A 22,924-nucleotide genomic window follows, 5' to 3' on the forward strand; every position below is an offset into this window, starting at 1 on the left:
TCGTTTGATATACCCAAGTTCTTAGTTCTATAAGAATAAGCTCATATAAAGTTGTATGTATGAAAAAACAGTACAGTAAATTTCTCCGAATATTAATAACCAGCATATTATATATCGGCTATTTCTCGATTTCAAGTTCGTTGGCGCAGATCAGCGAAGGAGGACTCCCCCCCAGCTTTCAATTCGCAGGTTCACTTCGAAGTGAAAAGCTAGCAGAACAAGTTCCAGTGAATTTCAGTGTGGAAGACCTCAAGGCGGTCGATGCGTGGAGGGTCAGCCAAGGCGCTCCGTTGCGTGTAGCCAAGTCGATTCCAACCAGCTTCGACATCGCCGATAGCGGCGATTGGATTTCACTACCCGACGGTAGCCAAATATGGCAACTTCACCTTCAAGCGAAAGGAGCGATCGCCTTGATCCTGTATTACTCCGATTTTTATATACCCAAAGGTGCCCGGTTATACCTGTATAACGCAGCGAAAACCCAAGTATTGGGTGCCTATACGCATCGTACGCATCCTGAAAACGGACCGTTCGCAACCCAAGCCGTAGCAGGCGATGAGGTGATCCTCGAATATGTACCGGCACCATCCGGCGAGACACCTCGACTACGCATCCGGGAGGTCGGTTACGGGTATAATCATCTTGAAGCGATCATGCCTGAAGTACAGGAAGCGCCGGGAGCTGGCTTTTCAGAAGCTTGCGAAGTGAATATCAATTGCGAGGAGGGAGCCGATTGGCAGGAGCAAAAGAAGGGGGTGATACAAATGATTCAATACATCCGTAATAAAGAGGGAGAAGGAGGAAGCTATATTTGTACGGCTTCTCTGGTAAATAATACGGCCCGTGACAAAAAGCCTTATGTATTATCCGCCTTCCATTGTTCGCAAGATATACTGGGCGAACAGACGGTTACTCCCGAGGAATTAGCGGTCTGGTTGTTTTATTTCCACCAAGAACATGTGGGCTGCGATAATGAGTCACCCATTTATCCGATAAAAACCATGGTAGGATGTACACGGAAAGCCTCCACCCCTGTCGAAAACGGTTCCGACGGACTGTTGCTGTTGCTTAACGACGAGATCCCCGACGATTATAATGTATTCTTTAACGGATGGGATCGTTCAAATATGCTTTCACTCTCGGGCGTAGGCATCCATCATCCTTCCGGCGATTATATGAAAATCTCCACCTATGGAAATTATCCGACAGAATCGATTACATGGCGTAATAGTGATGTTGGGAAAACCGGGGCCACGAACGCTCATTGGAACGCAACTTTCGATGCCACGCTAAACGGACACGGGGTGACCGAGGGAGGTTCTTCCGGCTCGCCTTTATTTAATAGCAAAGGCTTGATTATAGGTACGCTGAGCGGTGGAAGCTCCAGTTGCGAACTGCCCGAAGGATTGAATTTATACGGTAAATTGTATTATCACTGGAATAAATACAGTGATAATGATACAGCCCGAATGGATGTCTGGCTAGATCCACTCGGAACGGGCGTCACCTCGTTGCAGGGAATGACGCAGGATGGGAAAACGCTCGGAAACGAGTATGAAGGTCCGACTGATTTGAAATACAAACAGATCTCCACGGGTGAGATTCAACTGACATGGAATGCCCCAGTCCTCGAAAAAATAGCTGGTTGGGGATCACAAGATCGTTATCAACAGTTCGGTCTCGGAGGAGATCCATTCTATTTCGCTCAGAAATGGGATACGAAAGATCTACAACCGGTGCATAAAAAAACGATCCGGAAGGTTAATTTCTATCCACAGGAAGGGGTCACTTATGGAGTCTATATCAAACAGGGAAACCGGGAGTATGAAGAGAGTTTCACTCAACTGAAATCAGGTAAAATAAATTCGGTCACACTTAAAACACCATTCGTAATCGACGCGAAGCAGGATTTACTGGTAGCCATTCATGTGATAAGCTATGCCAATAACACATACCCGGCATGCTCCGATGAAGGCCCCGCAGTCGACGGAAAAGGGAATTTATATTCTTTGGACGGAAAAAAATGGGAAACATTCTCAGATGATGAGCTAGATGCCAATGTTGTGTTATCGATCGTAATAAGCGCGGAAGAAGGTGAGCTCCCCTCGAGTTCCGTATTCTCCACGAGCACTTTCTCGGAGAAACCGCAACCCATGAGAACGGGCCGATTATCATTCCGGAAACTGGCTATCGCCTCTGATGCGCAAGAAGCAGAGTTGATCACGGCTTTTCCGGAGCTGACCGGTTATAAGGTATATCAAGATACCCGGGAACTGACGACATTACCTGTTTCTCAACGGAATTATACGGTGAAAAATCTGACAACAAGTACCCCTCTGCTCCAAGTAACGGCACTTTATGGTACCGATGAGAGCGCCCCGGTTACGGTAATTCCGGAAACGAGCGTAGGTAACGAACTGAAGCCAACAGGCGAAGAAGTAGATATTCAACCACGTATCTTCTCGAATGAAGTACAGATCCAGAATTATCAACAACTGAAATCGCTTGAGATCTACAGGGCCGATGGAAAGTTGATACGTAGCGTCCCGCAACCGGGAAGCAGTCTCAGCACGGGTGATTTTGCCACTGGAATGTATATCTTCCGCTTGACTACCGAAAAGGGAAGCCAAACCGTTCAAGGTATTAAGAAATAAACGGCCGCCTACTAGTATAAAGTAAAAAAGGTTGTGCGTTCTCTGACACACAACCTTTTTTATTTTATTTCCCGAATGTTACCCCCATCCGTTTTCCTTGTACGATCAAATCATGATCCGGTGTCACTAATTTTAGTTTTCCCGCTACTTCTAACAAGGGAATGGATTCTACCCTATCTCCTTTCATACAAACCATACGTCCGAATTCACCATTAGCGATCAGTTCCGTGGCATGGCCTCCCAAGCGAGTCGCAAGGTTACGGTCGAACGGAGAGGGGTTTCCACCCCGTTGGGTGTATCCCAATACGGTATCCCGGGTCTCGATACCCGTTCCCGCCTCGATAGCCCGGGTGATATAATCAGAAGGACGCTTTTTATCCGGAGTCTCGATACCCTCGGCTACTACAACGATGGAATAAGGTTTGCCCCTGCGAGCCCGATCCAAGATCGCCTCGTTCACCTTATCGATATCGTATCCCAATTCCGGAAGTAAGATCACGTCGGCACCTCCAGCCATCCCGGCATACAAGGCGATCCATCCGGCATGATGGCCCATCACCTCCACGACCATCACCCGCTTATGTGAACTAGCCGTAGAATGAAGACGGTCTATAGATTCCGTGGCGATATTCACGGCGGTATTAAAACCGAACGTAATATCCGTACCCCATATGTCATTATCGATTGTCTTGGGAACGCCTATCACGTTCAATCCGATCTGAGATAACAGATTGGCCGTCTTCTGCGTACCGTTTCCTCCGATACAAACCAAGCAGTCCAGCCCCAGCTCCTCATAATTTTTCTTAATGATCTCCGGCTTTTCCGAATCTCCCGAGGCCAAGAGCTTACGGAAAGGCTTCTCTCTGGACGTTCCTAAAATGGTTCCCCCTAAATTTAATATGCCGGATAAGCTCCGTTCATCGAAAACTTGGACGTCTTTATTCAAAAGACCTATAAAACCGCTATGAATACCTATCACTTCCATGCCGTAATGCATGATAGCGGTCTTGCCAACACCACGGATCGTAGCGTTGATACCGGGGCAATCGCCACCCGATGAGAGAATCCCTATTTTCATCGTAACGTTAATTTAGTACCTAGCAAAGATATAAATAAAAAGAGAATGCCTACATTTGCACTCGAACAAATAAAAAGAGCATGGATATTTTAACACAGACGATTTCGCTCCTTTTCCGCCATCGACAAACGGAGATCGGACGATTTGGGCAGGATATAGACCATATCCAGCGCAAACAGCTGCATGCTCTGCTTTCGACGGCACGCAAGACGGAATGGGGACTCAAATATGATTATAAAAGCATTCGCTCTTATTCTGACTTCTGCCAACGTCTTCCCTTACAGACTTATGACGAGATAAAGCCGTATGTCACCCGAATGATAAACGGAGAAAGGAATATTCTCTGGCCTTCGGTGGTGCGGTGGTACGCTAAGAGTAGCGGGACCACGAACGACAAAAGTAAATTCCTGCCCGTCACCCCCGAGATATTAAAGGGTTGCCACTATAAAGGCGGCTTTGATTGCGTAGCCATTTATCTGCGGAACAACCCGGAAAGCCGTTTCTTCTCCAAGAAAGGCTTGATATTGGGCGGTAGCCATAGCCCTTCCCCGCTAAACTCCGAGGCTCATCAAGGCGACTTATCCGCCGTATTACTTCAAAATCTCAATCCGCTCGTCAATTTAATACGCGTCCCCAAGAAACCCATTATCCTAATGGATGAATGGGAAAGCAAGATCAAGGCGATCGTGGAGAACACTTGGAATAAGGATGTAAACAGCCTATCCGGTGTTCCTTCTTGGATGTTGGTATTGATCAAGGCCGTATTGAAAAAAACGGGTAGGGAATATCTTACGGACGTATGGCCTAATCTGGAGGTCTTCTTCCATGGGGGAATCAGTTTCGAGCCTTACCGGGAGCAATATAAAACCTTGATTCCATCGAATAAGATGCATTATATGGAGACCTATAACGCATCCGAGGGCTTCTTCGGGCTGCAAGACGATCCGACAGACCCCAGTTTGCTTATGATGCCGGATTACGGTATTTTCTATGAGTTCATCCCGATGAACGAGGTGGGTAGCGCCCATCCGACCGTGTTACCGCTGGAATCGGTAGAGACCGGGAAAAACTACGCGATGGTAATCACGACCTCGGGAGGATTATGGCGCTATCAGATCGGGGATACGGTACGTTTCACCTCGTTATTCCCTCATAAATTCGTTATCTCCGGACGTACCAAGCACTTTATCAACGCCTTCGGCGAGGAGCTAATGGTGGATAACGCCGATAAGGCGATCGCCATGACTTGCCTACGAACCGGGGCGAAAGTAAAAGAATATACCGCCGCCCCACTCTTTATGCTGGATAAGGCAAAAGGACGGCACCAATGGTTTATCGAGTTTGACAAGAAACCGGAATCTCTCGATGAATTCGCCACTTTATTAGATCAGAACTTACAAAAGCTGAACTCGGACTATGAGGCGAAGCGGTATAAAGAGATCTCCCTTCAACCGCTGGAAATCGTTATCGCCCACGACGGTGCTTTCTATGAATGGCTCAAGCAGAAAGGCAAATTAGGCGGGCAGCACAAGATCCCACGCCTCAGCAACGACCGCACGCATATAGAGGAGCTTTTGCGCATTAACCAGTCTCTATAAGCCGGTATGCGCTTTATTCATAAGACGCATTAAAATTGATAAGTCAGATAGAATCCCGCCATATTCGAACTGAATACCGGAGCGGCCACGATCGGGCAGTTCTTCACATTTCGATTGATCCGCCGGGCGATAGCGTTACGAATCGGGAAATAGATCAGATACGATAACTCTACCGACAAGATCCCGAAACCTGCGCCGGCTACTACATCCGCCACCCAATGCCTGTTATTGTATAAGCGGGAACCCGCCACGAACGCCGCTATCGCATAACCCGAGTAAGCGAGTATAGGTGAGCTATCCTTAAATTCCTTATAAGCCATATGCGCCCCTAAGAAAGCATTCGAGGTATGTCCGGAAGGAAACGAATAAGGCGCCCCGTCCGGGCGAGGCTCGTTTACCCAGTTCTTCAGCCCATGCACCATCAATCCGTTCATCCCTTCCGCTAAAGCGACCAAGCAAAGTTGGTCCACCCAGTTATGCTTCTCTGTTCCCATAAGGTCGCAGACAAATACCCAACCCAGCATTCCCCACTCCAAGTAATTGTCGATATGGATTTGCTTCACGGAATCTTTCCGGGAAAACAGGTGAAAGTCATTCATCCCGTCGATCGCCGTGCCTACGGCTCCCACCGTTATCAATGAGGCCGGAAGAATCAAGCTTTTCGGGTTAAACTTATAGGCGACGACAGGCATTCTCTCCTTGACAGGGGCTTGAGAACGTACGTTTAACGTATCGAGATCACCAACGCCCGCGAACGCAATGTTTACGAAGCCTATCAAAAGGCTTACCAAGACGATTAATTTCCTATATATCATATCCGTTATTTTCCTCTAAGACATCCCTCTCCCGGATAAACCCTTCATCAAAATAGTTGTTCTCTATTTTCGAATGGATCACCCGCTGGAAATAGAAACGATGGTTATTCCAATGGAAGGCCGGGTATTCCTTATTTTGTTTGACAATATTATTCGTGAAGACCAACCCGTCCACGGACTTGGCGTATACCAATGGCCTATCGAACGTAATAAACTCGTTCGCGTCGATCACGATATCACTATGGAAATATTTCCTTTGCGACGCTAAATCCGGGATTTCGGGATAAATAGAGATAATAGCGTTCGTAAATTGGAACATATTCGTCAAGGAGTTGATGAACTTATTCTTACGGATCAACACGTTCCGGCAAGCGCCGGTCTCGAACCAACCATTGCAATCACCGCACAGCAGGATCGCCGTCCCCGAGGTATGATCGAAAACATTATTCTCTACGACCGTTTGCCGAGGCGTGCTGAACAAGGAACCGCGGGCACGGTTATTCCGGATCACGTTATCCGAGAATAGGACCGTCGGCGTCCACTCCAGATTCTCTATGCCGAAGCCGCTTCCCTCATGGATCGAAGGATTCACCGTATTCTCAAACCGGATCTCGAACTCCTTCGCCCCTCGGTAATCCGGTTGATCAACTGCCTTGATAGCGGTAATCCGGTTTCTCGCCCCTATCAATTCCATGGTGCTCGAATGGATGAACTGCACGGAATCCCCTACCCTTCCCCATTCGAAACCATACGATTGCGGGTGCATATACCGGCCTACCAAGGTAGAGTCATTCACTCGTCTCACCACTTTCAGGTAAGTTCCATGCACATTGATAGCGTCGTCCATCATCCCTTCGTACAAGCCATTCTTGGAGATGATCGTTCCCTTGCAGGTCGAGAAATGGGTAGCGTCCGCCTGTGTCGTGAAATACCGCGGATCGTCCGCCCCTTTCAAGCAAACGGAGAAACCATCCAGCGTGATATTCTCGCTCACTTGCGCCAAGAGGCCCATTCCCTCGGCATAATGAACCTTGATATTCTCCAGAGTCGTATTCACGTCATGATACAGGAAGACACCGGGAGCCGGACGTTCCCAAGAACGCATGGCGATCACCGTACCGGGCACCAAACGGTTGTCTTTCCAACGGGGAGACTTTATCAGCCTTGGAGAAACCTCGATCAAGCCCCGCACGCCTACCGGGATATCGCTTGTATTATACACCAAATGACGTGTATCTCCCTCGAAGGCGATACCGGAACCGGGAGTCAACTCCCAGCCTTCTCCCTTCGCTACAAACACGCTATCCCGTATCTCATAGCGTACCCATGGAGCCACCTCGAAGGTGATCCCGCCTTTCAGCGTATCGTTCTCCACCACTTTTACCTGTGAAATCTGAGGATGCTTGAAGTCTATACTGAAATTCTTCAAGACACAATTCCTCGAATCCAGCAAAGAGACCGGCAACATCCTGCCGTGGAAGATTAACTCCGAGCCTTGCCCGTCGAACACCATATTCTTCATCCCCTCGAAAGGCAAACCTACTTTCTTCGGATTCATTTGATCATGATTCGAGATGAAATAGACACGCTCCGCCGCGCTATCGGGATAAAACTCATAGCGGCCCTTAGGCAAGGTCACCACAATTGTCTGGTTTTCCTCGCATTTCTCCCGTATCTGCTCCAATGCCCTCGCCATAGCGGGCGCATTATCCACATTCTCGACCGGGGATAAACCATAAGCCGACAAATCATACCTCCGTTCCGTAGAACAAGCGCTTCCAAACAGGGAATAAAGCAGGACAACTGCCCCCCATAGATACCATTTCATAGAAAATCAATTAAATATATCCGCGAAGGTATGTATTTTACAGGGTAAGCGCACTAAAAACAGACAATAACTTTCCGTCTCATGAATCCTATCACGAATCTCCTATAATAGCAGCCTGAGTTTTCTCCTAATAAAACAAAAGTTTCCTCAGTAAGAAACTTTTGTTTCCCTATATAGAAACGAAAGTTTTTCCTTGAAGAAACTAAAGTTTTCCGTATAAGAAATTTAGAAAAACTGCAATAGGCTGATAATCAATTAAAGTACAAAAAGAAACAGCTACCCTTTCCATTCTCGGATTCTACCGAGATATGGCCGCCATGCAAGGTGATTATTTGCTTACAGATGCTTAAACCGATACCCGAGCCGGAGGGCTTGGTGGTAAAGAAAGGTACAAAAACCCGGTCGATAACCTCGGGTAAGACACCGATACCGTTGTCTCGCACGGTAAAGACGAGTTCGTTTCCCTCCCGCTGAGCCGCCACGATAATCTCGGGGTTTGGCTTTTCCGCACAAGCCTCACAAGCATTCTTCAGTAAGTTCAAGAAGACCTGCTCCATCTGCGCCCGATCCGCGAACCATTCCAGAGGCTCGTCCGGCAAGCGGAAACGGATAGAAGGCTCAGGGCACAAACGCCTTAAATCCGAAAAGAAATCTTTCACTAAGATACGGGTCTTTACCGGAGAGGCGATCCGGGTCAATCTCCGGTAATTCTCAACGAAATCCAGCAACCCTTTACTCCGGCGATGGATGACATTCACCCCATGCTGGATATACGAACGATTCCGGACATCATCCGGATCTGCTTTACAACGTTTACTCAAGGTCTCGGACAACGAGATAACGGGTGTGATGGAGTTCATGATCTCGTGCGTCAAGACACGGATCAATTTCTGCCAAGCCTCCATCTCATTCCGCTCCAAGGTAGAATGGATGTTCTTCAAGCTGACGATCCAACGCTCGCAACCTCGCAAGTCGATACGAGTGGCATCGATCGCCCAATCTTGCGGAACGGATGGTTTTCCGTAACGCACCACCGTCTTCCCCGCCTTGATAGCCTCCAAGAACTCATTGGGTAACCGACACCTCGTATCCAGCAACGCGTCGGCGGCCCGGTTCTTCCATTCAATAGCCCCTTCCCTGTCAGTAACGAGTACGGCAGTGTCCACCTTATTCAACAGACTCTCAAAATACTGCCGCCTTACCTCCTCGTCCATCAATCGGCCACGCAAAGATCGCAGGGCCTCGGACAAATCGTCCGCCAACTCCCGCATCACCTTATCCTCATAAGGTGAACGAACGATCTGGATCAAGTCTTGCTGCCGCAAGCAATCCACCACATAACGCCAATACTTCACCTGCCGCATCTGTATGAAATAAAGATGAATCGAGAAATACAAGATCGCGATCCCGCAAAAAGTAGGACAAAAGATAATCTCCTCATGCACGCAATAGAACAGGACTCCCGTAGACAAGACGATGCCTACGATGTGCGAGATGACCGTGAACGCATACGATCTCATAAGCCGAACTTCTCTATTTTACGATACAAGGAAAAACGGGTGATACCCAATAGCTCGGCGGCATAGCTCATATTGCCATTGCTTTGCCGCAAGGCGCGCTCAATGATTTTCCGCTCGGCTTGCTCTAGATTCAAATCAGGGTCCGGTTCCTTCTTTCGCTCGTACGAGGCCGTATAGAGAGGGAAATCATCCGGTCTCAGTACCGTGCCCTCGTTCAAGATCACGGCTCGCTCCAAAACATGCTGCAACTCCCGGACATTACCGGGCCAAGGGTATTTCATCAGCTTACTCCCCGTCTCCCGGCTCAACCCTTTGATCGTTTTCTTGTATTTCCGGCTATACAGCCTCTGGAAATGATCGGCCAGCATCAAGATATCCTCTCCCCGCTCACGCAGCGGTGGTATGGCTATCTCTATGGTATTGATCCGATAGAGCAAGTCTTGCCGGAAACTCCCCTCGCTCACCAGCTGACGCAGATTGGCGTTGGTGGCGCAGATCAAACGGACATCGATCGAGATCGGTTCCACCGCTCCCAAACGGGTGATATGACGTTTCTCTATAGCTGTCAGCAATTTAGATTGCATCGGCAAAGATAGATTCCCGATCTCGTCCAGAAAGAGCGTACCGCCGGAAGCCATCTCCATACGTCCCGGCTTGGATCTTCGGGCATCCGTGAAGGCACCTTTCTCATAGCCGAACAACTCACTCTCAAATAATTGTTCCGGGATGCTTCCCAAATCGATCGTCACGAAAGCATCGTCACGCCGGGGCGAGTAATGCCTCAACAAACGAGCCACCAAATCCTTTCCCGTACCGCTCTCGCCGGTAATCAATATATTCGCGTCGGTCTCCACAAGTTTGTAGATCGTGTCTTTTACCTTCAGCATAGCCGGCGACTCACCTATCAATTCCGGCAATGTGTCGTCCTCCTTCATGGCTTTCATTTGCTCTCGCAAACGTCCTACCTCCTTACGGGAATGGCTCAATCGAATGCCCGACGAGAGGGTAGCCAGTAACTTCTCCGTTTCCCACGGCTTGGAGATGAAATCGGTAGCTCCTACCTTAATGGCCTTGACCGCCTTCTCTATATCCGAATAGGCCGTCATGAAGATCACGACCGCTTGCGGATCGATCTCCAAGATTTGTCCCAAATACTCAAAACCCTCCTGCCCGCTCACGGCATCCCGATGGAAATTCATATCCAGCAAGACCACGTCCGGTTGAAACGTCCGCATGAAATACTCGATGCGTGCCGGTTGTGTCGTTACCTTCACCTTTTGCATGTACGGCTCCAACAGTAAGTTCAATGCGAACAACACATCCTTATTATCGTCGATGATCAATATTTTCCCCTTTTCTTCCATACGGACAAAGATAAAGGGAATAAAGACAGCTTGTACGTGCATTATCGCACAAAAAATGTACGCTATCGCACTACATGAAGAAATACAGATTTTTCTATGATTCTATTTTCTAATACGTTACATTTATGGCATAATATTTGAGTCGGATTCAGCGAAATTGAGTCATCAGCGATATCATCAAAAAACGGAATTGCCATGTTAATACATTACTGTGTCATTGCCTTCAAAAACATCTGGAAGTATAAAGTCAGCGCCTCCATCAGTATCCTAGGGCTGGCTTTCGCCCTCGTCTGTTTCGTGCCCATACTCTATTGGATGGATCATGAGACCACTTACGATTCTTTCTACAAGGATTCCGAATCCATCTACCGTGTCTATAGCGCCGAGAAACAATCCGGTAAAGTGAACAAAGGAGCCTCGAAAGGTATCGAGAATAGCTTACGAGAGCAAGTCCCAGCTATCGAAGCCTCCACCACGCTTATGCTTTCAACCGAAAACTGCCGTACCCAAGCGACTCCTTATATCCAAATGAATATGCTTTATACGGACAGCACGTTCCTAGAGGTATTCCCGCAAACTTTTGTTTGTGGAGAAATGAATCATCCGCTACAAATCGTAAACAACATGATCTTGAGCGAACGTACGGCGGTCCGTCTATTTGGCGACGCGGAAAAGGCGATCGGGCAACCGATACACACCTTGATGAGAGCCTCCTTACCTCCCTACATCGTCACGGCTGTGGTGAAAGACCCATCACCCCATACCAATCTACCGTTCGACGCGATCATCAACCATAACATGATACAGCATTTCTCCCAGTTACCTCCAGAGGCACAATGGAGCTTCTTCGTGATGGACTTATACGTGAAACTCCATCCAAGCTCAGACCCAAAAGCCTTCGCCAATCAACTAAAAGAGCTACCTGAACGTATCGGGGTGAACAAGGAGATCGAGTTGCGAACACTCCCCATCCGTGAGATCCGGCATCATCTGAATGAAGATACACCCTTCACCTTAAATTTCATCGGCTTGTTTGTCGTATCTGGTGCCCTATTATTGTTTGCCGCCCTCTTCAATTTCTTGAATTCCTATATGGATCTCTTTCGGCAACGTGTGCGGGAATGGCGTTTACGGACGGTCAACGGCGCAACGAGAAAGCAATTGATCGAACAAATGTCTGTCGAACTAGGCTGTTCCGTACTTGCATCCTTGTTGGTAGCCTTGATCTTCATAGTCCAAGTCAAGCCGCTTTTCGCCCGATGGCTGGAGATTGATTTGGAGATGGGCCGGTTCCTGTTTCTTTTCGCAGGGGTAGGTATAGGTACATTTCTCATCCTCCAATGTGCAGGATTAGTATTCTTCGGGCAGTTCAGCCATACGGCAACCACCTCGCTCGTTCCCAAAGAGACAGTCAAACCCCTTTTGTTACGCCGCATGGCCGTGACCTTACAATTGATGATCAGTATCCTGTTCATCGTAGCATCACTGGTTGTCATGGAGCAAATGCGATTCGTAAATCAAAAAGATTTAGGTTTCGATCCAAAAGGCCTTATCCAACTATCCGGCTTCGTAGACGTATCCGGGAAAATAGAATCCACGTTGATGCAAGAGTTAAGTGCCCTGCCGCAAGTCAAAAGTTTCACCGACACGAACTTTAAGCCTCAACATCATGTCGATCCCATGGCGATCTTCACGAATGTGGAATGGGAGGGAAAACCGCTGGACACAAAGGTGGACTTCCACCTCTATGGAACCGATCACCGATTTGGTGAGACCTTCGACCTAAAGATGTTAATGGGCCGGTGGTGGACAGAAGGCAACGAACTTAGTGTCGTGCTCAACGAGTCGGCGGTTCGTGCCATGGGCTTACAAGACCCAGTCGGCAGCATCATCCGTATGCCGTGGTGGTCAGATTTCAGCGTGATCAAAGAATACGAGATCGTCGGTGTCGTCAACGATTTCCATGCGCTATCTTTCCGGGAAAGTATTCATCCGATGCTATTCATTCCTTCGGGTGGACTGGTGAATAATCTGTATATCCGGGTCATACCGGGCGAGGAAGGAAACATCGCCCACCATATCACGGAGCTACTGCCCAAGATAGACCCGACATTAGCGGATACCCGGATCACCCCGATCGGAACGCTTTACGATCAACTGAACCAATCCGAGATCGTCGGGTTGAAGATCTTCTCGTTCCTTGCTTTCGCTTGTTTGCTAATCTCCTTGTTCGGCATCTACGCCGTCGCTACAGCCTCCACGAAACGGCGGCGTAAAGAGATCGCTATCCGGAAAGTAGTAGGCTCGAAAGCCTCCGAGATCATTTTCTTGTTCTTCAAGGAATACATGCGATTAATTGTCATCGCCGGAATCATCGCTTTCCCGATCAGCTATCTCGTCATGAACTACTGGTTGCAAGGCTACGCCTATCGCATCCAAATCCAGATCTGGTGGTTGGTGGGAATATTCATCACCATTACCAGCATGGTTCTAGGTACGATACGTGAACAGGTATGTAAGGCAGCCAATGAGAATCCGTCGGAAGTCATCAAGAGTCAATGAATGCCTATGAAAACTACAGACTATTCACGATCAGCTTGATAATACCAAGGATTTTATGTAAGTTCGCGATTCCTAAATATATAATAGAATATGGAACATCCATTGAATATTTACAACACGCTTACGAGAAAGAAGGAGCAATTCATACCCCTGCACGAGCCGCATGTAGGTATGTACGTATGTGGCCCCACGGTTTATGGTGACGCCCACTTGGGACACGCACGTCCGGCGATCACGTTCGACTTGCTATTCCGTTACCTTACCCACCTAGGATATAAAGTGCGTTATGTACGTAATATAACGGATGTAGGGCATCTGGAGCACGACGCCGATGATGGGGAGGATAAGATCGCCAAGAAGGCACGGCTAGAACAGTTGGAGCCGATGGAAGTGGTTCAATATTACCTCAATCGTTATCATCAAGCGATGGATGCGCTGAACGTACTTCCTCCCAGCATCGAGCCGCACGCTTCCGGACATATTATCGAACAAATCGAGTTAGTCAAGAAGATTCTGGATAACGGCTACGCTTACGAAAGCCAAGGCTCCGTCTATTTCGACGTTGAGAAATATAATAAAGATCATAAATACGGCATCCTCTCGGGTCGCAATATCGAGGATATGTTGAATACGACCCGTGCGTTGGACGGGCAGGACGAGAAGCATAACGCCATCGACTTCGCCCTTTGGAAATGCGCCCAGCCGGAGCATATCATGCGTTGGCCGTCTCCGTGGAGCGACGGCTTCCCCGGTTGGCACTGCGAATGTACCGCTATGGGCAAGAAATACCTCGGGGAGCATTTCGACATCCACGGGGGTGGCATGGACTTGATCTTCCCGCACCATGAATGCGAGATCGCGCAAGCCGTGGCTTCCCAAGGGGATGACATGGTTCATTATTGGATGCACAACAATATGATCACCATCAACGGGCAGAAGATGGGTAAATCATTAGGTAATTTCATCACACTGGAGCAATTCTTCACGGGTGATCATCCCTCCTTGCAACAAGCGTATTCCGCCATGACCATCCGTTTCTTCATCCTGCAAGCGCATTACCGCAGCACGGTTGATTTCAGCAACGAGGCTTTACAGGCTGCCGAGAAGGGCTTGTCACGCTTGATGGAGGCATACGGACATTTGATGAAGTTGAAACCGTCCGCTACCTCTACCGTAGACACGAAAGGTCTTCGTGAGAAATGTTTCGAGGCCATGAATGACGATTTGAACTCACCGATCGTGATTTCTCATCTATTCGATGCCGCCCGTGCGATCAATTCGATAAAAGACGGTAAGGCTACCATAACCGAGGAGGACCTGAAAGAATTACAAGAGGTATTCCACTTGTTCTTGTTCGACATCCTAGGTATGAAAGACGAGGCTTCCGCCAGTGGTAACAGCTATGAGACTTTTGGCAAGGCCGTAGACTTATTATTATCCATCCGCCAGCAAGCCAAGGCGAATAAAGACTGGGCTACCTCCGACAAGATCCGTAACGAATTAATCGCGATGGGATTCGAGATAAAGGATACCAAGGATGGTGCGGAATGGAAACTAAGCAAATAATCCACCAAGCGAATAGTAAGAGGTTATGACAATCCATGAATTTCTTCAAGGCGATAAATTCGCCTTGCTTGCGGGCGTTGAATTATTAGAAACGGGCAACGGTTACGCCAAGGCGCGTATGCTCATCAAGCCCGAACATTTAAATGGTGGAGGCGTATGTCAAGGTGGGGCGATCTTCACGTTGGCGGATCTGGCTTTCGCCGCGGCGACTAATAGCCACGCACGCCTGACATTATCCATTACCTCAAACATCAATTTCTTTAAGGCGGAGAGTAAGGGATATTTATATGCGGAAGCGAAAGAAGCGTTCAGCCATAAGAGACTGGCGAATTGCGAAGTCCGTATCACCAATGAAGCCGGAGAATTAATCGCGACTTTTAATGGTACAGGTTACCGCAAAGACACGGAATTACCCTTCACTCCGTTGGTTTAAAAAAGAAATTCTATAAAAAGCGAAAGCCTTTGGGGTTTGTTCCCAAAGGCTTTCGCTTTTTTATGCTTATACGCAACACATTATAAATCAATCTAAATAAACAATATGTCATAAACAAATTATTCACATGTCATAACCTCTGCCTTTATGAGCCCCCTTTATTATAAAACATCTTTTATATTTGTCTACATCAATGCTACACGATCACGATAACTACCCTATCAATATAAAAAGCTCTCGCCCCAGCTCCGTGATGAGCTGGGTGCGAGAAACACAAGCCTATCTAAAAAGCTTTCATTTCTTCTGCACCACGATACGGCAAGTAAGCGGGGCACGCAGGTTATAGGAGTCTTTATAATAGACCTCGGCCGCCCCGATCTTCAGTTTCGCCCGGATCTTTACCGGGATATGGTTCTCGTCATCACCGATCCAAACCTCCGCCGCTTCCTTGGCTTGGGAAAATGCCTCATCGTAGATATCGATATAGAAATGACGGGTACGGAATTTCGCCTCCTTATGCTCGACGATCTGTTGTCCCGTATAGCGGAAACGAGCGTTCACGAGCTCCCGGCCGATAGCGATCATGAAAGGGAACTCCGCACCATAACTCATCGTCCGCCAATCCAGCGAACGGAGATACATCGTAGCTCCCAGCATATCGAATACACGTCCTTTCGCCATTAGCATCGTGTCGATCTTCGTCTCCTTTAATGTATGGCGATGCGAGTGGATATCGATCCTACCGCTTCCTTGATACTCAAACTGGAGATTATCCACCAGATAGTAGTCTCCCTCGTTCGTGCGCTTCGAGCTGAACAAGAGCCGAGGCTCCTTTGAGTAATGGCAATCCATCGTATCACGCATCCTAAAGACTTTCTCGATCACTCCGGCAGAGCGGAACAACAGGTTATAATGCCATGACGGCGCTCCTTGGTATTCCGATTCTTTCACGGAAAGGGTAGCCAATCCGGCCTTCGACATGATCAGCCCCCATTTGAAATAAAGATCGTAATCCACCCGTTCCCCATGGGATAACGGCAACGTTTGTGCCCGCAAAGACGTAAGACTCGCTACACACAAAAAGAAAACGCATATATACAGTTTAGAAGCGCAAGCCGCCCACACCGCTGTTCCTATTGGACGAAGACTGTGTTCCCTCATTTTTGTAATCTCTTTTCTTTTTCGTTAGCTCTTTCGGTTTATTCTTCGTGATATCGATCGGTTTCTGCCGTTTCATCGGTGTAGCCTTGATATTCCAAGTCTCCTCCACTTGCCAGTTCTGCATGATATTGAACATCTTCGGGCAATAGAAGACAAGCTCCGGCTGCCGTTTATCGGCGTAATTACCGGTATCCCAGACACCGTTATCATTCACGTCTAATACTAAACGGGCATAATATTTATCCGGTTTCAAGTCCATGAAAAGCACGCCGCCATCTTTTACCTTCACCTTACGGATCGGCTGGTCGCTGCTATTCAATAATTCCACGAAAGCGGTAGTATCCGATCCCTCGATATTGATATATAAATGCCCGTACTCATCTTCTTTCTTAATCTTGAATTCCCCGCTATACACATCGTTCCATTTACCATAGGCACTGAATATCGTGGCGGAATCTACTTCCAAACGGAATTCCTCGCCATATTTCCACGGGCGCTTGATGAAGAAATTCAAGGAATTCGTCGTATCCGGGAAGAAATCGAAGTCAACGGCTTCCCAAAGCGTATCCACTTTCTGATCCAGATAAAAATGATCTTTCGTTAACCCCGCTACCGGTTCGCTAAACGTAACAGCGACCGTATCATACAGGTTGATGGAACCGGAAGCGTTTACGTTCATTCCCAGAAACTCGATGGGTTCCGGCTCATCGTCTTTTTTCTTTTTCTTCTTCTCCACAGGACGGCGACGCACGGTAAATTGTACCGTATCGGTCTGCGGACGAAGTATATTCATGGAATCGCTTTTCAGGTAATTCACCTCCACTTGCAGCGTATCTTGCTTCCAGATCAAAGAATCGGTCAACCAGTAATGCACGGCTTTTCCTTCCTCCGCTGTCTGCAAGAAATACCAATTGCTATCCGCCGGGGTGAAATTCAAAGGAACCGGTACCGGAATAGTATCCAAGGAGGTATTGAAACGCAAGGTTAGTATTTTCTCATCCGTACGCTCCGGCTTCAACATATATTGACGCTCTACTTTCTCCTTAAACAGGCGTAACTCGATATTGTCCGGCATAAAATGGGTATAACCGACTGTCATCACCGTATCGATCGTCAAGCTATCTTTCCAAATCGTATCCTGACGGGTCGTCAACTCGAACGCGGGGACGATCAAAGAATCGTAAAAAGCGATCTGCTGCCCGGGCTGACTGTACTTATAGGAGCGCATCACATCCTCCAAGGCATAGATCCGATAGGTTCCGGGGGCCATATTACGAATCGTAAACTCTCCCTTGTCGTTCGTACGGGAAGTACGGACAAATGGGATCGTCGTAAAGGCGGAATCCTCCAGATTCGTATGCACGCCGATCGTAATACCCGGCATAGGCTCCAGATTCTCGGCGTTCAGCAAGACTCCGGACACCTCCATACTGTCGATGGATTCGCCGGTAGAGAACGCGAAGGAATAATTCTCCAATACATTCTTCTCATTATTATCGGAGATCGAATTGGTAAAGTCTATCGTATAGGTCGTATTCTCCTTCAACGTATCCATCAGCTCGATGACCGCCTTCCGGCCGTTCGCCCGGATAACGGGTTGCTCCATTTGGGGTGGAGTGATGATCACGTTCTCGGTAGGCTTATCGATCTGGATCAACTCATCAAAAATAATCTCCACCTTCTTTCCCTTATAGTTTATCTGGTTAGGCAACGGCGTACTGCTTACGAACTTAGGCGGAGCCTCATCATAAGGCCCCCCGTTTGGCGAGGCTATATTCGCGCACGAGTACAGCACGGCCAGCAGAAGTACCCCTATAAAGAACCGTAAACTATTTCTTACGTATTTATCTTCCATTCAATCTTCATATTTCAATTGAGGGACAAAAATAGGGAAAAATCCCGTGAACGATAAGGATATATACGCTAATTAATCTATACAGGCCACCTAAATTAATTGAGTTATCATAAATTATCTTCACCTTATTGTCATTTTTCTCTCCTAAAGAATATCATCGCGGCTCATCCGGAAAAAAACATCAGCTTGTTTTCCCGAAAACACGTACATGTTTTTCGGAAAACACGTACGACTTTTCCAAAAAACATGTACGTGTTTTTTCGAGTCTGGTTATCAATCTCTTACAAAACGGTAATTCACATCGAACTTATTGTAAAATAAAACACCCGAAATAAGGCAGATACCTAATTAAAAACAGTATCTTCGCGATAGATGGAAGTATAACCAAATAAATAGAGCAACTATGTCAGAAGTATCAGGTATCGAATTGGAGAAAGATGCGGCAGGGAACAACAGCTACGTTCGCATCGACTTAAAGAAATATGGGGATATGATCAATCCTATATTGCAACGATTGGGAGTAAACCTATCGGATAGTAACCTTGATGAATTTGAACGAGATTGGAACAAAGGATTGAGCATCGAGGAATTCAGACAATACGCAAAACAAGAACTAAGAAAACATTTCTATGAAAAAAACGCACAAAGAAAATAACACAAAAGTTATTATCCCTAAAGAAATAATCACTTATCTGATGGATTTAGCCGACACCTTATTTGAGAAAGATTATTATTCATACATTGAGTACGCAAACATACTTATCGATGATATCCTCGACTTCATCCACACTTTACCTCATGCGCCACATTATAACCTCTCCCATACAGCTGAAATGAGGTTCAACCGATACGGGAAAGATTTGCAATACGCCTTTTTCAAACGAAAAAGCAGTAAACATACCACATGGTATGTTTTTTTCAACCGGAAAGGTGATCGATATATTATACGTTATATCACCAATAATCATAAAGACGGCAAGTATATAAGAGCTCCTTTTACCGAGGAGGATTAACACTTCGTTTTAGCAACCTGAACCCAATCCGGCAATACAAACACTTTCGCTTCTCGCAATATTCTCGTTTTAACTGGATGAGTGATTGCGTATCACCAGCGTTATGGACTTCGATACCGGATCGAGCGAAAGCGGTTACGATATGATTGCGTTCCGGCGGGATACTCTCCAAGAGGCGGGTCGCACGCAGGCAATACTCAGGAAGTTTATTTCGACCGCCGTAAGCGAATAGCAGAGGGACTACCGTATTTATTAACAGGATATTCAAGGCATTCTCCCCGATCATTTTATCTTTTTGCACCGAGGCGTATTGGAAGTGATAATGATTCTTCCAATAATCCGAGGGTTGGATACGGAAATAATCCTTGATCTCTTTAGGAGAAGAAGCGGACAGGATCATCGAGAACAACGTATCGTACCGATGCCAGATAGCGGACAGTTGCGCCAGCTTCACATGCGGGAAGTTGGTCGGACGGATGCGAAGGCTTTTGAACAAGGAGTCATCCAAAGGCTTGAGGCCGAACTTATGGCGGAGAAACTCATATTCCCGCCTCAGCAGACGGTAGTAATGGCAGGAGCCCTCTTCCGAGAGCATACCCGCTTGTCCGAAAAGCATCGCCTCTACTTGCGACTCGCTAGCCCTTTGCTTTTGGATATATCGCAGGGGGAGGCTTTTCGCCAACCACTCGAAAGCGTCGCTATTCACGCCAAAGCCGAAACTACGGGTCAATAGGATATAGAATACCTCGTTCCAATCCTCTTGGTACTGATCCAGCAGACGGTATATATCCTCTGTCTTTCGTTCCAGCCGCTCACTGAGCAAGGTATCCATCCATGAGGCCAGATGCACGGAGTCCACATCTTGAATCCGCTCGAGGCAGGGGACGGGCACCTCTCTTACCAATAACCAATCGATATTTTTCCGGACAGGTTCCGGAACGGATAATATCAATTGAGGAATAGGCTCACCGTTCATCCGGCAGATAGACGCGTCATTCACACCCGTTACATGCAAGATAACGGAGTCATATGCCTTATCTGAATCATGATGATGCAGCAACCAATCGGAAGCTTTTTCGTGGATCTCCACGCTTCCCGCCCATACCGTGCCGTCGATTTTTACCTTGGCGTTGAAGAAGTCGGGACCGGCGTCGGTGTTTTGTATTCCGGGATCGATAACAGTGATAGGAAGCCCCTCGGTGGTAGTCAATGGAGTACTCGCGTAGAGTTTGTATTTCCAAACATAGTGTAATAAACGTTCCATATTCTTTCAGAGTTAAGATTTTGGATTCAAATGTAATTCATTTTCTGTATATTTGCGACATTAATTGAATTAAAGTATGAAAATTGCACTTATAGGTTACGGGAAAATGGGCAAAACGATCGAGCAGATCGCCATCCAAAGAGGACATCAAATTGTTTCCATCATAGATATCAATAACGCTGAGGATATATATTCAGAAGCGTTCAAGAGTGCCGACGCGGCAATTGAGTTTACTACCCCGGCTACCGCTTTCAATAACTATATGAAATGTTTCGAGGTAGGCGTGCCGGTCGTATCGGGTACTACCGGATGGCTGGACCGTATCGGCGAGATCAAGGAGAAATGCGAGAAAGAGGGCAAAACCTTCTTCTACGCCTCCAACTTCAGCATCGGCGTAAATATCTTCTTCGCCATGAACAAGTATCTGGCGAAAATCATGAACAACTTCCCCTCCTACGACGTTAAGATGACGGAAGTCCACCATATCCACAAGCTGGACGCACCCAGTGGAACGGCTATCACGTTGGCCGAAGGAATCTTGGAAAACATCGATCGTAAAGACCGCTGGACCTTAGAGAACGCCGAGAGCGCGACCGACCTACCAATCCACGCCATCCGTGAGGGTGAGGTTCCGGGTATCCACGAGATCACGTATGAGTCGGACGTGGATACGATCAGTATCAAGCATGATGCCAAGAGCCGTGCCGGATTTGCCTTAGGCGCAGTGGTAGCCGCTGAGTTTACCGCCGGAAAGAAAGGTTTCCTAGGCATGAATGACTTATTCAAATTCTAAACGTATCAGCTAAAAGATGAAGAAGTTCACGAAAAAACAATGGATCAAGTTTAGTATAGCGGCCGTATTATACACGTTGTTCGCTATCTGGATGCAAAACTTATGGTTACTGCTGGGATTAATCGTCCTAGTCGATATATTCTTGACGCACTACATCCCTTGGGGAGCTTGGAAACGGTCTAAGAACCCGACGGTACGCAACGTATTGGAATGGGTGGACGATATCGTATTCGCGCTGGTAGCCGTTTATTTCATCAATTTGTTCGTCTTCCAGAACTATCAGATACCGAGTTCTTCCCTAGAGAAATCCTTGCTGGTAGGAGATTACCTGTTCGTCAGCAAATTAAGTTACGGCCCTCGCGTACCGAACACTCCGATCTCCTTCCCGTTGGTACAAAATACGTTGCCTATCTTAAACTGTAAATCGTATCTGGATTGGCCGGAATGGGGCTACAAACGGGTGAAAGGTTTGGGCCACGTGAAACGTAATGATATCGTAGTGTTCAACTTCCCCGCAGGCGACACGATCGCCGTGAAAGTGCAAAACCCGGATTACTACTCCTTGGTCGAGGAGTACGGACGGGAACGTATCTTATTGGATAAGGCCACGTTCGGCGAGGTTATGTACCGCCCGGTCGACAAACGGGAGAATTACGTGAAGCGTTGTATCGGTATGCCGGGTGATACGCTCCAACTCATAGACAACCAAGTGTACATAGACGGTAAACCCGCCGAGAACCCGAAAGATATGCAGTTCAACTACTTCATCGAAACAGACGGCTCCCCGATCACAGAGGAGCAATTCCGTTTGATGGACGTAAGCAAGGATGACCGTATGCTGGCCTCCAGCGGCGGTTATTACCAAAACCTATTGTCATACCTAGGCTTTACGCCTAATGCGAACGGACAGTACAACCCGGTATATCGCCTGCCGCTCACGAAAAAGGCCTTGGCGATAGCGGAGAAGTTACCTACCGTGAAGAAGGTTATCATCGAGCCGGAGACGTTGGGCGGCCCCACCTATCCGGTCGGATACAATACTGGCTGGACCCGCGATAACTTCGGGCCGCTTTGGATCCCGAAGAAAGGGGCTACCATCCCGTTGGACGAACGTAATCTTGCGTTGTACAGCCGTTGTATCAAGAATTACGAGAACAACACCTTGGAAGTGAAGGACGGCAAGGTCTACATCAACGGCAAGCCCGAGACTTCCTATACGTTTAAATACGATTATTACTGGATGATGGGCGATAACCGCCATAATAGCGCGGATAGCCGCTCATGGGGTTTCGTACCCGAGGATCACATTGTCGGCAAGCCGATCTTGGTTTGGCTATCCTTGGACAAGGATCGCAGCCTGTTCGACGGTGGTATCCGTTGGAACCGCCTGTTCCGTTGGGTTCATCCGGATTAAGAGGTG

Annotated in this window: 17 protein-coding genes; 9 read left to right on the top strand and 8 right to left on the bottom strand. The window is 47.6% G+C overall.

Annotation, left to right across the window (positions count from 1 at the left end; translation table 11 throughout):
* The first annotated feature begins 59 nt into the window (after positions 1-59).
* The gene (locus tag DWX84_RS09470; RefSeq protein ID WP_048928472.1) at positions 60-2,654 is read left to right on the top strand and encodes a T9SS type A sorting domain-containing protein; all 2,595 of its coding nucleotides are present in this window, start codon (positions 60-62) and stop codon (positions 2,652-2,654) included.
* A 64-nt stretch (positions 2,655-2,718) separates the two neighbouring features.
* Here DWX84_RS09470 and DWX84_RS09475 read toward each other — a convergent pair whose 3' ends face one another.
* A complete protein-coding gene (locus DWX84_RS09475) occupies positions 2,719-3,732 on the bottom strand; it encodes an ATP-dependent 6-phosphofructokinase (protein WP_005864022.1) in 1,014 nt (337 codons plus the stop codon).
* 80 nt (positions 3,733-3,812) lie between these two features.
* On the opposite strand from DWX84_RS09475, the gene DWX84_RS09480 reads away from it, so the two are divergent.
* Complete coding sequence (locus tag DWX84_RS09480) at positions 3,813-5,330, top strand: GH3 auxin-responsive promoter family protein (RefSeq protein WP_005864020.1); 1,518 nt, start codon at positions 3,813-3,815, stop codon at positions 5,328-5,330.
* 29 nt (positions 5,331-5,359) lie between these two features.
* On the opposite strand, the gene DWX84_RS09485 is transcribed toward DWX84_RS09480, so the two are convergent.
* From DWX84_RS09485 to DWX84_RS09500, 4 genes are all read right to left on the bottom strand, one after another.
* Complete coding sequence (locus DWX84_RS09485) at positions 5,360-6,145, bottom strand: phosphatase PAP2 family protein (protein ID WP_048928471.1); 786 nt, start codon at positions 6,143-6,145, stop codon at positions 5,360-5,362.
* Positions 6,135-7,973, bottom strand: a complete 1,839-nt coding sequence (locus DWX84_RS09490) for a right-handed parallel beta-helix repeat-containing protein (RefSeq protein ID WP_005864016.1) — start codon at positions 7,971-7,973, stop codon at positions 6,135-6,137. Before DWX84_RS09490 ends, DWX84_RS09485 begins: the two co-directional genes overlap by 11 nt.
* A gap of 251 nt (positions 7,974-8,224) precedes the next feature.
* On the bottom strand, positions 8,225-9,493 hold the full coding sequence (locus tag DWX84_RS09495; protein WP_048928470.1) for a PAS domain-containing sensor histidine kinase: 1,269 nt from the start codon (positions 9,491-9,493) through the stop codon (positions 8,225-8,227).
* Positions 9,490-10,857 carry a sigma-54 dependent transcriptional regulator gene (locus DWX84_RS09500; RefSeq protein WP_044544785.1) on the bottom strand — a complete coding sequence of 456 codons (1,368 nt, stop codon included), beginning with the start codon at positions 10,855-10,857 and terminating at the stop codon, positions 9,490-9,492. Before DWX84_RS09500 ends, DWX84_RS09495 begins: the two co-directional genes overlap by 4 nt.
* Before the next feature lie 195 nt (positions 10,858-11,052).
* On the opposite strand from DWX84_RS09500, the gene DWX84_RS09505 reads away from it, so the two are divergent.
* The 3 genes from DWX84_RS09505 (at position 11,053) to DWX84_RS09515 (ending at position 15,418) form a co-directional block, all read left to right on the top strand.
* A complete protein-coding gene (locus DWX84_RS09505) occupies positions 11,053-13,419 on the top strand; it encodes an ABC transporter permease (RefSeq protein WP_048928468.1) in 2,367 nt (788 codons plus the stop codon).
* Positions 13,420-13,509: 90 nt separating this feature from the next.
* Entirely contained in the window at positions 13,510-14,985 is a 1,476-nt protein-coding gene (gene cysS, locus DWX84_RS09510; protein WP_048928467.1) for a cysteine--tRNA ligase, read from the top strand.
* A 25-nt stretch (positions 14,986-15,010) separates the two neighbouring features.
* Complete coding sequence (locus tag DWX84_RS09515) at positions 15,011-15,418, top strand: PaaI family thioesterase (RefSeq protein WP_005864005.1); 408 nt, start codon at positions 15,011-15,013, stop codon at positions 15,416-15,418.
* 294 nt (positions 15,419-15,712) lie between these two features.
* Here the strand turns inward: DWX84_RS09515 and DWX84_RS09520 are convergent, their stop codons facing one another.
* Both DWX84_RS09520 and DWX84_RS09525 read right to left on the bottom strand, forming a co-directional pair.
* Positions 15,713-16,579 carry a DUF3108 domain-containing protein gene (locus tag DWX84_RS09520; RefSeq protein ID WP_005860674.1) on the bottom strand — a complete coding sequence of 289 codons (867 nt, stop codon included), beginning with the start codon at positions 16,577-16,579 and terminating at the stop codon, positions 15,713-15,715.
* Complete coding sequence (locus DWX84_RS09525; RefSeq protein ID WP_008781026.1) at positions 16,521-18,434, bottom strand: Ig-like domain-containing protein; 1,914 nt, start codon at positions 18,432-18,434, stop codon at positions 16,521-16,523. The genes DWX84_RS09520 and DWX84_RS09525 overlap by 59 nt, the downstream gene beginning before the upstream one ends.
* A gap of 403 nt (positions 18,435-18,837) precedes the next feature.
* On the opposite strand from DWX84_RS09525, the gene DWX84_RS09530 reads away from it, so the two are divergent.
* Both DWX84_RS09530 and DWX84_RS09535 read left to right on the top strand, forming a co-directional pair.
* On the top strand, positions 18,838-19,089 hold the full coding sequence (locus DWX84_RS09530; protein ID WP_005864002.1) for a hypothetical protein: 252 nt from the start codon (positions 18,838-18,840) through the stop codon (positions 19,087-19,089).
* On the top strand, positions 19,064-19,447 hold the full coding sequence (locus DWX84_RS09535; RefSeq protein ID WP_048928466.1) for a hypothetical protein: 384 nt from the start codon (positions 19,064-19,066) through the stop codon (positions 19,445-19,447). Before DWX84_RS09530 ends, DWX84_RS09535 begins: the two co-directional genes overlap by 26 nt.
* Here DWX84_RS09535 and DWX84_RS09540 read toward each other — a convergent pair.
* A complete protein-coding gene (locus DWX84_RS09540; RefSeq protein ID WP_048928465.1) occupies positions 19,431-20,711 on the bottom strand; it encodes a DUF2851 family protein in 1,281 nt (426 codons plus the stop codon). The genes DWX84_RS09535 and DWX84_RS09540 overlap by 17 nt on opposite strands.
* Positions 20,712-20,787: 76 nt before the next feature.
* Between DWX84_RS09540 and dapB the strand changes: the two genes are divergently transcribed.
* Both dapB and DWX84_RS09550 read left to right on the top strand, forming a co-directional pair.
* Positions 20,788-21,504, top strand: a complete 717-nt coding sequence (gene dapB, locus DWX84_RS09545; RefSeq protein ID WP_048928464.1) for a 4-hydroxy-tetrahydrodipicolinate reductase — start codon at positions 20,788-20,790, stop codon at positions 21,502-21,504.
* Between the two features lie 16 nt (positions 21,505-21,520).
* Positions 21,521-22,918 (top strand): S26 family signal peptidase, encoded by a 1,398-nt coding sequence (locus tag DWX84_RS09550; RefSeq protein ID WP_048928463.1) that lies wholly within the window; start codon positions 21,521-21,523, stop codon positions 22,916-22,918.
* The last annotated feature ends 6 nt before the right edge of the window (positions 22,919-22,924 follow it).

The organism is Parabacteroides sp. AF21-43 (assembly GCF_003635435.1).
Classification (GTDB): Bacteria; Bacteroidota; Bacteroidia; order Bacteroidales; family Tannerellaceae; genus Parabacteroides; species Parabacteroides distasonis.

Excerpts from the sequence above, each read along its gene's own strand:
- DWX84_RS09470 (WP_048928472.1), top strand. The coding sequence starts at position 60 with ATGAAAAAACAGTACAGTAAATTTCTCCGAATATTAATAACCAGCATA.
- DWX84_RS09475 (WP_005864022.1), bottom strand. The coding sequence starts at position 3,732 with ATGAAAATAGGGATTCTCTCATCGGGTGGCGATTGCCCCGGTATCAAC.
- DWX84_RS09480 (WP_005864020.1), top strand. The coding sequence starts at position 3,813 with ATGGATATTTTAACACAGACGATTTCGCTCCTTTTCCGCCATCGACAA.
- DWX84_RS09485 (WP_048928471.1), bottom strand. The coding sequence starts at position 6,145 with ATGATATATAGGAAATTAATCGTCTTGGTAAGCCTTTTGATAGGCTTC.
- DWX84_RS09490 (WP_005864016.1), bottom strand. The coding sequence starts at position 7,973 with ATGAAATGGTATCTATGGGGGGCAGTTGTCCTGCTTTATTCCCTGTTT.
- DWX84_RS09495 (WP_048928470.1), bottom strand. The coding sequence starts at position 9,493 with ATGAGATCGTATGCGTTCACGGTCATCTCGCACATCGTAGGCATCGTC.
- DWX84_RS09500 (WP_044544785.1), bottom strand. The coding sequence starts at position 10,857 with ATGGAAGAAAAGGGGAAAATATTGATCATCGACGATAATAAGGATGTG.
- DWX84_RS09505 (WP_048928468.1), top strand. The coding sequence starts at position 11,053 with ATGTTAATACATTACTGTGTCATTGCCTTCAAAAACATCTGGAAGTAT.
- cysS (WP_048928467.1), top strand. The coding sequence starts at position 13,510 with ATGGAACATCCATTGAATATTTACAACACGCTTACGAGAAAGAAGGAG.
- DWX84_RS09515 (WP_005864005.1), top strand. The coding sequence starts at position 15,011 with ATGACAATCCATGAATTTCTTCAAGGCGATAAATTCGCCTTGCTTGCG.
- DWX84_RS09520 (WP_005860674.1), bottom strand. The coding sequence starts at position 16,579 with ATGAGGGAACACAGTCTTCGTCCAATAGGAACAGCGGTGTGGGCGGCT.
- DWX84_RS09525 (WP_008781026.1), bottom strand. The coding sequence starts at position 18,434 with ATGGAAGATAAATACGTAAGAAATAGTTTACGGTTCTTTATAGGGGTA.
- DWX84_RS09530 (WP_005864002.1), top strand. The coding sequence starts at position 18,838 with ATGTCAGAAGTATCAGGTATCGAATTGGAGAAAGATGCGGCAGGGAAC.
- DWX84_RS09535 (WP_048928466.1), top strand. The coding sequence starts at position 19,064 with ATGAAAAAAACGCACAAAGAAAATAACACAAAAGTTATTATCCCTAAA.
- DWX84_RS09540 (WP_048928465.1), bottom strand. The coding sequence starts at position 20,711 with ATGGAACGTTTATTACACTATGTTTGGAAATACAAACTCTACGCGAGT.
- dapB (WP_048928464.1), top strand. The coding sequence starts at position 20,788 with ATGAAAATTGCACTTATAGGTTACGGGAAAATGGGCAAAACGATCGAG.
- DWX84_RS09550 (WP_048928463.1), top strand. The coding sequence starts at position 21,521 with ATGAAGAAGTTCACGAAAAAACAATGGATCAAGTTTAGTATAGCGGCC.